The sequence below is a fragment of the Candidatus Obscuribacterales bacterium genome (assembly GCA_036703605.1).
GTDB lineage: Bacteria > Cyanobacteriota > Cyanobacteriia > RECH01 > RECH01 > RECH01.
The window spans coordinates 1-1,191 of the sequence record DATNRH010000235.1; the positions used below are offsets into that span (position 1 = coordinate 1).

Below are 1,191 nucleotides of genomic sequence, written 5' to 3' on the forward strand. Positions count from 1 at the left end.
TTCCGGCCGCCGTTCTAGGAGAAGGGGTTGGGGATGAGGGCAATTCATCCTGCTATCCAGCAATGCCAAATTCTAAACCTAGATAAACTAGGGCGACTTAATTTAGCAGCTTAGGACAGGTGCTGGACTGGGGCGAGGCCATGGAGCATTCTGTAACCAAACAAGCCTCTTGATACACCGGATCCACATCTAGGGAGGGGGGCGTTTGCCCAAACACCATCTCACAGCTGAGGTCTTCAAAATTGGGCGTCATGGTTAAAGGAATGCCAAAATCCTGTGTAAAAAAGGTTTGGGTTGGTAGCTTACACATGTTGACACACATGCCCACACAACCACTGCTTTCTAGATAGCGACATTTTTTAATATGAACACCGCTACGCTGCAGGTGCGATCGCCCTTGGGCATCCGGGATATCCACCTCCCGCACCTCACAGGGGCCCACCAACCATTCAAACAAGCGGGCGGCAAACCAAGCATTGAGTTCACATACCAGTTGCGTCGGCGAAAATACCGTGCGAATCATGTAGAGTACGGGGCCCGGCACCAGCGACTTAAGCACGATCGCCACCACCTGCTGCTGCTGATCGGCATTACGGCCGCGCATAATCTGCCGCGAGAGTTCTACAAACCCTTCATAGCCTGGAACCTGCGTCCCCTGACCCACCGCGATCGCCATTTTGCGCGAGAATAGCCAAATAAAGGCTCGGTCAACCCAATTATCGGCGTAGTCAGTTTTAGACTCGATGGACATACCCAAACGCAAACCCCCATACCCTGAACAAGCTCTTAACCAAATCGTCTCCATTCCATCATAGAATGAGGCGATTGGTTCAGGGGTATTCCCCAGCGATCGCCCTAGCCCAGCCAAATTCCTACACAATCCATGCTGACCCATGATTGAATAGGAGCATAGAAATTGAACTTTTGTTAAGAGAGGAATCTATGTACATAGTGCAGATAGCATCGGAATGTGCCCCTGTCATTAAGGCAGGAGGGTTAGGCGACGTCGTATATGGACTGAGCCGCGAACTCGAACTGCGGGGGCATACCGTCGAGCTCATCCTGCCCATGTACGACTGTATGCGCTACGACCATATCTGGGGGCTGCATGATGCCTACCGCGACCTATGGGTGCCCTGGAATGGTGGTTCGGTGCATTGCTCTGTCTTCTGCGGCTGGGTGCATGGACGG

Annotated in this window: 2 protein-coding genes; one reads left to right on the forward strand and one right to left on the reverse strand. The window is 52.5% G+C overall.

The window, feature by feature from the left end; translation table 11 throughout:
- Positions 1 to 97: 97 nt before the first annotated feature.
- On the reverse strand, positions 98 to 751 hold the full coding sequence (locus tag V6D20_04975; GenBank protein HEY9815142.1) for a DUF4033 domain-containing protein: 654 nt from the start codon (positions 749 to 751) through the stop codon (positions 98 to 100).
- A gap of 191 nt (positions 752 to 942) precedes the next feature.
- Here V6D20_04975 and V6D20_04980 point away from each other — a divergent pair.
- Positions 943 to 1,191 (forward strand): glycogen/starch synthase (locus V6D20_04980; protein ID HEY9815143.1); only part of this gene is annotated, 249 nt, incomplete at its 3' end.